General features: G+C 43.2%; 9 protein-coding genes. 2 read left to right on the top strand and 7 right to left on the bottom strand.

Translation table 11 applies throughout. The annotated features are described in order from the left end of the window. Positions 1-99: 99 nt before the first annotated feature. The 4 genes from holA to udk are packed head-to-tail and all read right to left on the bottom strand — an operon-like array spanning position 100 to position 3,484. Positions 100-1,128, bottom strand: coding sequence for a DNA polymerase III subunit delta (gene holA, locus JX312_RS05685; RefSeq protein WP_204457345.1), 1,029 nt, complete (start codon positions 1,126-1,128; stop codon positions 100-102). Then, on the bottom strand, positions 1,109-2,011 hold the full coding sequence (locus JX312_RS05680; RefSeq protein WP_123405773.1) for a CPBP family intramembrane glutamic endopeptidase: 903 nt from the start codon (positions 2,009-2,011) through the stop codon (positions 1,109-1,111). Before JX312_RS05680 ends, holA begins: the two co-directional genes overlap by 20 nt. Beyond that, positions 2,011-2,871 carry an LPS export ABC transporter ATP-binding protein gene (gene lptB, locus JX312_RS05675; protein ID WP_123405775.1) on the bottom strand — a complete coding sequence of 287 codons (861 nt, stop codon included), beginning with the start codon at positions 2,869-2,871 and terminating at the stop codon, positions 2,011-2,013. Before lptB ends, JX312_RS05680 begins: the two co-directional genes overlap by 1 nt. Further along, on the bottom strand, positions 2,861-3,484 hold the full coding sequence (gene udk / locus JX312_RS05670) for a uridine kinase (protein ID WP_123405777.1): 624 nt from the start codon (positions 3,482-3,484) through the stop codon (positions 2,861-2,863). Before udk ends, lptB begins: the two co-directional genes overlap by 11 nt. Positions 3,485-3,623: 139 nt before the next feature. Between udk and JX312_RS05665 the strand changes: the two genes are divergently transcribed. Beyond that, entirely contained in the window at positions 3,624-4,370 is a 747-nt protein-coding gene (locus JX312_RS05665; RefSeq protein WP_123405779.1) for an ABC transporter permease, read from the top strand. Further along, positions 4,367-5,152: an ABC transporter ATP-binding protein gene (locus JX312_RS05660; protein ID WP_123405781.1), complete on the top strand. Its 786-nt coding sequence runs from the start codon at positions 4,367-4,369 to the stop codon at positions 5,150-5,152. Before JX312_RS05665 ends, JX312_RS05660 begins: the two co-directional genes overlap by 4 nt. Here JX312_RS05660 and lipB read toward each other — a convergent pair. The 3 genes from lipB to lipA are packed head-to-tail and all read right to left on the bottom strand — an operon-like array spanning position 5,110 to position 8,542. Next, on the bottom strand, positions 5,110-5,784 hold the full coding sequence (gene lipB / locus JX312_RS05655; RefSeq protein WP_239653820.1) for a lipoyl(octanoyl) transferase LipB: 675 nt from the start codon (positions 5,782-5,784) through the stop codon (positions 5,110-5,112). The two genes, JX312_RS05660 and lipB, sit on opposite strands and share 43 nt — an antisense overlap. A 23-nt stretch (positions 5,785-5,807) precedes the next feature. Then, complete coding sequence (locus tag JX312_RS05650; RefSeq protein WP_204457343.1) at positions 5,808-7,610, bottom strand: beta-N-acetylglucosaminidase domain-containing protein; 1,803 nt, start codon at positions 7,608-7,610, stop codon at positions 5,808-5,810. Positions 7,611-7,660: 50 nt separating this feature from the next. Further along, on the bottom strand, positions 7,661-8,542 hold the full coding sequence (gene lipA / locus JX312_RS05645; RefSeq protein ID WP_204457342.1) for a lipoyl synthase: 882 nt from the start codon (positions 8,540-8,542) through the stop codon (positions 7,661-7,663). Between the last annotated feature and the right edge of the window lie 155 nt (positions 8,543-8,697).

The raw sequence follows: 8,697 nt of genomic DNA, 5'->3' as shown, positions 1-8,697 counted from the left end.
GATTTAATCCGCATATATCCAAAGCCCGGTCTCCTGTATGAACAGCAATGTGTTCCGCAACATATCTGGAATTTCCTGTTCCTGAGAAATAAAATATCATTATAACGTAAAAATCTTAAAAATCAGTTCTGTAAGAAGTGCATACTCATTCTGGAAAGAATTCACGCCCTTGCTCTTGACATCAAACTCACGGAGAGCGTGCACTGCATTGACTGCCCGTAATGGATTGTAATTTCGCATTCCGGTTTTGATTTCGTTCAGTTGATTCTGGAATCGTATTCCCAATGCTGCCTTTAAAGCAGGTTCTGATTTATCAGTAAGATAATGTGCTATAACCAGCTTGCTGAAAAAATTGAACAACGTCGATGTTGTCATTATTGTAGGATTGGTCTTGGGATTCGATTCAAAATATTTTATAATCCTTATAGCCTTGGGATAATTCTTATTGGCAACAGCCGATACAAGTTCGAAATTATTGAAATCTTTTGATATTCCTATATTCCTTTCAATATCTTCAGCAGTTATCCTCTGTCCTGCCCCTCCCTTTATCTGGATAAGCTTGTTGACTTCTCCAAATAGTTTTGTAAGCGGACCTCCTATATATTCACAAAGCATTTCCATCGCCTTGTCATCAACCATACACTTATACGATGCGCAATAGTCACGGAGATGAGAAGCGAGCTGATAGTCTTTCACACGCTCGCTTTTGAATATCACAGCACCTGACTTAGCCGCATTCTTCATCAATGACGATGTAGCATTAAGATTGTCACCTTTGAATGCAACAACAAACACTGTTGATGCATTGGGGTGACCGACATAGGGAGCGAGTCTCTCCAAGGATTGCTTTGCCTGCTGTTTTGACTGAGCCTCCTTCAATATCACTACCCTTCGCGGTGCCATGACAGGTAGCTGCTGACCTGCCGCTACTACTGTTTCCATGTCGGCATCCACACCATAGTATACATTCAGATTGAAATCCTTATCTTCTTCAGTTATTGCCTTTGACTCGATAGCATCCACTATCCTGTCGATATAATAATCTTCTTCACCCATAAGAAGATACACAGGAGCGAACACACCCTTGTTAATCGATNTCAATATATCTCTAAAAGTGGGATTTGCCATTATTTTTTGATAATTTTTTTTGCCATAAATATAAAACAAGAATCAAGAGGATGCCGCTTGACATGGCAAACCAAGGAAAACCACTTTCTGACACTCCGAAATTTTCTATGTCGGCAGACACACAGCCCCTTGCCATTAACCATGCCGTTATGACTACCATACTGTTGTTTAAGGCATGAGCGATGACCGACGTCCATATTGAGCCGCTCCACAGATAGAAATAGCCGAATATCGCACCTAAAAGAAGTCTCGGGAAGAATCCGAAAAACTGAAAATGCATCGCACTGAATATGAAAGCGGAAATCCATACGGCTGCATGTCCCGGGATTGCCTTGCATAACTGCCGTTGTATGCCGGCCCGGAAAAACAGTTCTTCTGCAAATCCTGTCAGACAACCTACGATTGCAATTCCAGATACAAGCCCGGGGATTGTAGTAGTGGAAAGAATCGCATCCGTAAAATGTCTGCTACTGTTCTCCCACCCACGCAGCTTCTCTTCCAGTTCGTGAAGAGATTCCGGGAATACAATTGAATCATTCCAGAATATAAGTTGATTCAAAAAGCACATGCCGATAAAATAACAAACAGCAACGAGTAAAACATTACTCCATCCCGGACTTACATTCAGCGAAAGAACCTTAATTGTGTTTTGAGATTCAACACGTGCTGTAATGAGAGGTGTGCCTATGAAAACAAACAGATTCTGCACCGCCGATGTCACAAGTACTTTTGCACGTTCATCGATATCAAGCGTACCGACAATCCCGGCGACAAACGAAACGAATAGAAAAGACAACAGAAATACCGCCACAAAAATGCAGAAGTATATAAACAAAGGAGAATCAGACCCTTTACGCGTATTTATTCCTCCATTCAACGACATCAGTCAAATTTCTTACGGGTAAAAATGAAATCTCTTCCAAGATACTTCTCCCTGACTATCGGATTATTGGCAAGCTCCTCGCTGGATCCCTGAAAAAGGACTTTCCCTTCGAAGAGCAGATACGCCCTGTCTGTTATTCCAAGTATTGAATCTGCCTTATGGTCAGTGATAAGAATGCCGATATTTCTTTCCTTGAGATGATATACAACTTCCTGTATGTCCTCGACTGCGATAGGGTCCACTGCGGCAAACGGCTCATCAAGCATTATGAACTTCGGATTAATCGCAAGGCATCTTGCAATTTCCGTCCGGCGGCGCTCGCCTCCGGAAAGATTGTTGCCAAGATTGTGTCTGACCTTCTCAAGCGAGAACTCTTTGATGAGAGATTCAAGTTTTTCTTTCTGATACTCCTTGGATGTGTCGGTCATCTCAAGAATGGCACGAATATTGTTTTCAACGGAAAGTGTCCGGAACACAGATGCTTCCTGAGGCAGATATCCGATACCGAACTGAGCACGTTTATACACAGGAAACTCGGTAATGTCATGGTTGTCGAGAAACACCTTCCCTTCATTGGGTTTGATAAGACCTACGGTCATATAGAACGTAGTGGTCTTGCCTGCTCCATTGGGACCGAGAAGACCTACAATCTCACCTTGCGTGACATCTATCGAGACCTTGTTGGCAACTGTGCGTTTACCATATTTCTTCACAAGATTCTCAGTTCTCAGAACTCCCTTTTCACAAACACCCGGAAGTTTGCCCTCAAGCTCGAGTTCCTCTTCGGATGTAAGTCTTTCAGGAGCCTCTTCTTCCTTGTTTTTGAACCGGTTTCTGTCAAATATCGCTTTAAATTTCATTTCTTGGTTTTAGCAGAGAACGTATATAATCCGTAAGCAGTTTTATAGCCACATTATTATGCCCGCCTTGCGGAACAATCAGATCCGCATACCGTTTGGAAGGCTCTATATACAGTTCATGCATTGGTTTTAGTGTTTCCTCGTATCTGTCAATGACCATTTTGGGAGTTCTGCCACGCTCGATGCAATCGCGATGGATTACCCTTATGAGACGTTCATCAGCATCAGCGTCTACAAACACCTTGACATCCATCATATCGCGCAATTCCTTGTCAGTAAGTACCAGAATCCCTTCGACCACAACAACATCACGCGGTTCGACATGAATAGTTTCCCTTAGTCTCGAACAAGTTATAAAATCATAAGTCGGCATTTCAATGGCTTTCCCCTCTTTCAATTCTCTGACATGATTTGCGAGCAATGACCATTCTATGGATGCCGGTTCGTCATAATTCATTTTGAGGCGTTCTTCAAGCGGGATATGAGCATTGTCTTTATAATAACAATCCTGAGGTATCACAGCGACTTCATCTTTTGGCAGACACTCTATGATTTTTCTCACCACCGTTGTTTTACCGGAGCCGGTGCCTCCTGCTATACCTATGATCAACATAACTGGGATATGTTTATTCTATTTTAGGCAAAATTACTAAAATCCGATTTCCTCTCCAAATTTTTTTACTAACTTTGTCCGCGATTTCCATTACACCGACGTTATTGTTATTGGAAAGAATATAATTACAACTTGATTCATGGTCGTATCATCTATTAAATCTTTCGGACGCTATTGCACCTTTATGACGCAAGTGTTCCGCATACCAGAAAAATGGCGGGAGTTTTTCAAACAGCTCGTCTTTGAAATCAACAAGCTTGGTGTCGATTCGATTCCACTCGTGATAATAATATCCATTTTCATCGGTGCGGTGATATGCATCCAGATGACAATAAACATTGTGTCACCGATGATTCCTTCTTATTCCACCGGATTGGCGACTCGGGAGATACTCCTTCTGGAATTCTCCTGCACCATGATGTCGTTGATTCTTGCAGGCAAGGTAGGCAGCAACATCTCCTCCGAAATCGGAACCATGCGTGTCACAGAGCAGATCGATGCTATGGAAATAATGGGCCTTAATGCTGCAAGCTATATCGTGCTCCCCAAAATAGTCGGATTCGTTCTGTTTGTTCCGGTGCTGTGCATACTGTCAATGTTCATGGGTCTCCTCGGCGGTGCCCTTGTGGCTCAGTTCACCGACATGATATCAATGGAGAATTATGTTTTCGGAATACAGTCATTCTTCAACGAATGGTATATTTGGTACGCGATAATAAAAACGCTTTTCTTTGCGTTTATCATCACGTCTGTAGCGGCATATTATGGTTTTTATGTCAAAGGAGGGTCACTGGAAGTGGGACAGGCAAGCACGCGTGCTGTTGTTTCAAGTTCCATCCTTATTCTCCTTGCAGATGTCGTACTAACTAAACTCCTTTTACAATGATTGAAGCAAAAAACGTGTCAAAATGGTTTGACGGACAACGGATACTATATGATATAAACGCGACTTTTGATACCGGCAAGACTAATCTAATAATCGGTCAAAGCGGTTCCGGTAAAACAGTTTTCATGAAATGTCTTATCGGACTTCTTACACCGGAAGAGGGTGAGATCCTTTATGACGGCAGGCGCTTCAGGGATCTTGACACAGAACAGAAACGTCAGTTGCGCACTGAGATAGGAATGCTTTTTCAGGGTTCCGCACTCTTTGACAACGAGACTGTACTCGGAAATGTCATGTTCCCTCTGAAGCTCTTCAGCCCTCTTTCCAGAGAGGAACAACTCGAACGTGCTCATTTCTGTATCAAGAGAGTGGGACTTGAGAACGCTGACGACAAGTATCCGTCTGAAATATCCGGAGGAATGCAGAAACGTGTGGCTATCGCACGCGCTATAGCACTTAATCCCAAATATCTTTTTTGCGATGAACCCAACTCAGGACTTGATCCGAGAACCTCAATTCTTATTGACGAACTGCTGAGCGACATCACGCATGAGTACGGAATGACTACAATCATAAACACTCATGACATGAACTCAGTGCTTGGAATCGGAGAGCACATAGTGTTCATCAACAAGGGGCATTGCGACTGGACAGGTAACGACAAGACAATCTTCAGAAGTAAAAGCGAGTCTCTGAACGATTTTGTTTTTGCCTCGAAACTTTTTCAGGAAGTTAAAAACTATCTCGAACGTGAATACGAAGACAAGTCAAGGTCGCTGTAACCGAATTTTCTGCTGAAAATTTCAACAAACCGGTGTTTTACCTCCTCCATTGAAGCCGGACTGCCACATTCTCTTGCTATTGATGTGACGCCTTTGTCTACAAAACCACAAGGATTTATCGCTGAAAACGCCGACAAGTCTGTGTTGACATTCAGAGCCAGTCCGTGCATTGTGACAAATCGTGTACACTTGACTCCCATCGCGCATATCTTGCGTTCTTCAGGAGTGTTTTTCCCTATCCATATACCTATGGCATTATCTATTTTTTCCCCATAAATGTCGAAATCAGAGAGCAATTCCATAATGCAGTCTTCAAGCATGTCCATGTAACCCTTTATTCCGATGCCATGTGATTCAAGGTCTATCAACGGATATGCGATCATCTGACCGGGACCATGATACGTAATGTCTCCTCCCCTTTCAATCCTGATACATTCAGCTCCCATCTTTGCAAGACGCTTCTCATCCGCAAGAAGATTCGCTGCATTGCCATGGAAACCCAATGTATATACAGGAGAATGCTCCCCTATCAACATAAACTCCTCCACAGGCTTCTCCTTACTCTTCTTTAAAGCAAGCAACCCGTTGAATATCTGCTTCTGAACTTCCCAGATTTCCCTATAATCACACATTTTGAAATCAACGACACGAAGCCTCATCTTGTTATATTTACAGGTTTAAGATCCAAGAGAACATTATCTATGAATGGCTGCAACTTAAGAGTTCCGCTTCTATGGTCAAGAAAACCTGGCTTCTGAACCTCATTCAACAGGTACAACCGGTTGTAGGCATCTGAAAATTTCTCATAATCACCATCTTCATACAGTTTTATCAGATCAAGTGCCATAAGTCCTCTTTCGCCGAGATTGGAAAACTCCACGAGCCATGGCGCAATCTCAGTCACCAGCGCGACATTACCGCCGTCGGTAAACACAATATCAGAACAATCCCTTACTTTTTCAAATTCTTTCTTAAGTTTTGCAAACTGTTCCTCAGAATAATCGTCATATCTGAATGTCTCGACATTCCAAGACTCATTGCGACGGTAATTCTTTGGAGGATCACAGGAATGTATGGCAAATGTAGCATATGCATCCGGAGCACCGGGCATAATTTCCGAAAATGAACGTGTCCAGTTATCGACAGGATTGTATGCAGTCGTATTCCACGCATAATCAGCCACACCGTAAATCGCACCCTTTGATGCCTCGCCATTCTCCATGGGGTTCGTCTCGATTCCCGCCATTGCAGTTTCATCAAGAGTCGTATCAAGTCCATATACAGGTCCCATCAACAGATTGTGTCTGCAATAATCTGTCACGGGAAAATTCCACCAGACCAATGCCGGACGGTTGATTCGGGAATTTACGAATTCCATGGATGCCGGTTCAATGTCACCGCATACCACTTTCCCGGTCCAGAACACATCTACCGCCGGATCTAGTTCTCTGCCATAGACAGCGAGCTGACCGCTGTCGGAAGGATTCGCCCATCCCTGATTATAATCTGTAGGACACACAATCAGATTTCCAACACCATCTTTCTTTTTTACAAAATCGTTGGCTATGCTGTTGAGTAATGCTGTTTGTTTATGAGAGTCGGTACCTTCACCTTTAATATCGTCAAAAAATATGGCGAATTGTCTGACACCAAGATCATACATTGATGAAAACTTGTTTATAAGACTGTCATAATCAGATTTATCCCATCTTATGTCACCTCCCGGGTGAATAGCCCATACGAAATCTATATGGTTTTTTCTGGCTCTCTCTGCAAGTTCCTTTATTTTTCTTCCTTCTTCAGGAGGATACGGTTTCCTCCAGTTCGGGGTGCGGTGGTAAGGATCATCCTTAGGTCCATATACGTAGCTGTTCATTTTATGTCTACCCATAAAGTCAAGTATTGACAGACGCGTCTCATGACTCCAGGGATTGCCGTAAAAACCCTCAACGACACCGCGATATTTCAGTGCCGGATAATCATTAATCTCAACCATCGGAAGATTATCATCCGATACCCCCTCCACAATCTGTGACAGAGTGTTGATTCCGTAAAACAGACCGTCTTTGTCATATGCATCGATTGCAACTTTTTCCGGACCGATTGAAAGATGATAGGCGCCATTTTTCTCAGGCAAACCAAACCTGCCAGCAATCTCCTTACCGCAAGATACCTCTACCGGAATGCCTCCCGGAGTTGATTTTATTGATTTGAAACAATCCGCGAACTCCGGTGGAACCTGCGACAGATCGAATCCTCCGGACATGTTGAGATAGCCGTTATATGGTCTTGATACATTTACAGGAATCGGATTAACGTTTATTCCTTCATGGTCTATCACATGACCGGGAACCGGTCTCAGATCCGGCAACGATTTCTTCTTTGCGGCATACGCGTCTACTGAACCGGCTGCGACAACGCCAGCTGCAAAAAATAATACTATGGCGGTTTTATTCATGACTTTTTTCGTTAAGTAGTTTACAAACTTCCGTTTATTACAGACATCAGTTAATGAAGATGCTTCTCCGCATGATAACTCGAACGCACCATGGGAGCACTCTCGATATGGCGGAAGCCTTTTTCCTTGCCGATTCTGCCGTATTCCGTAAATTTGTCAGGATGTATATATTCCTGAAGAGGGAAATTATCTTTTGTAGGCTGAAGATACTGACCTATGGTCATGATGCTGCAACCTACACGTATAAGATCATCCATTGTATCAAGTATCTCCTCTTCTTTCTCACCGAGTCCGAGCATAATGCCGGACTTTGTTTTTACACCTTTTGAGGCAAGATAAGCGAGCACCTTCAACGAGCCGTCATACGTGGCAAACGTGCGGACATCGGGAGTGAGACGCCTGACAGTCTCCATATTGTGTGAAATTATATCCGGACGTTCGGCAATCACCATATCGAGCAACTCCTCCCGCCCCTTGAAATCAGGAATAAGAACCTCCATCGTCACGCCTGGGCACTTCTCTTTCAGTCTCCTGATCATTTTAGCCCAATGTGTAGCACCGCAATCAGGGAGGTCGTCACGATCAACTGACGTTAGCACCACATGCTTAAGTCCTAAACTTTTAACAGAATCCACAATATCGTCAATTTCCTTCTCATCAAGTGGAAGCGGGCGTCCGGTCGGGACATTGCAGAATCTGCAATTACGGGTGCATATATTGCCGCAGATCATAAAAGTTGCAGTTCCCGCTCCCCAACATTCTCCCCGGTTGGGACACATCCCGCTTGAACAGATTGTGTGCAGATGCTTTTCATTCAGTAACCCGACAACCTGACTTGTTTTAAAACCTCTCGGCAATTTTATTTTAAGCCAATCCGGTTTTCTGCGGAAATCGGCGCGGCTCCTATTCTCTTCGGTATTTGTATTTTTCACGGCTGTTCCTATTCATAAATTTATGCAAATGTAATGATTTTATCGCTATATTTTATTATTTTTGTAAAAAATTAAATGACAATAGTTCGTTAAAAAATATTCATAGGCTAAGCGGCATCTACCGTCAAGCCAAAGAGTTCTTTGACAAGTTTAGC

The organism is Barnesiella sp. CU968 (assembly GCF_905219685.1).
GTDB classification, from domain to species: Bacteria; Bacteroidota; Bacteroidia; order Bacteroidales; family Muribaculaceae; genus Lepagella; species Lepagella muris_A.
Note: the sequence above shows the minus strand (reverse complement) of the source record. Positions and strands in the feature narration are given on the sequence as shown.

Bases quoted from the DNA above. Each gene is read 5' to 3' on its own strand.
- JX312_RS05680 (WP_123405773.1), bottom strand. From the start codon at position 2,011: ATGTCGTTGAATGGAGGAATAAATACGCGTAAAGGGTCTGATTCTCCT.
- lptB (WP_123405775.1), bottom strand. From the start codon at position 2,871: ATGAAATTTAAAGCGATATTTGACAGAAACCGGTTCAAAAACAAGGAA.
- udk (WP_123405777.1), bottom strand. From the start codon at position 3,484: ATGTTGATCATAGGTATAGCAGGAGGCACCGGCTCCGGTAAAACAACG.
- JX312_RS05665 (WP_123405779.1), top strand. From the start codon at position 3,624: ATGGTCGTATCATCTATTAAATCTTTCGGACGCTATTGCACCTTTATG.
- JX312_RS05660 (WP_123405781.1), top strand. From the start codon at position 4,367: ATGATTGAAGCAAAAAACGTGTCAAAATGGTTTGACGGACAACGGATA.
- lipB (WP_239653820.1), bottom strand. From the start codon at position 5,784: ATGTGTGATTATAGGGAAATCTGGGAAGTTCAGAAGCAGATATTCAAC.
- JX312_RS05650 (WP_204457343.1), bottom strand. From the start codon at position 7,610: ATGAATAAAACCGCCATAGTATTATTTTTTGCAGCTGGCGTTGTCGCA.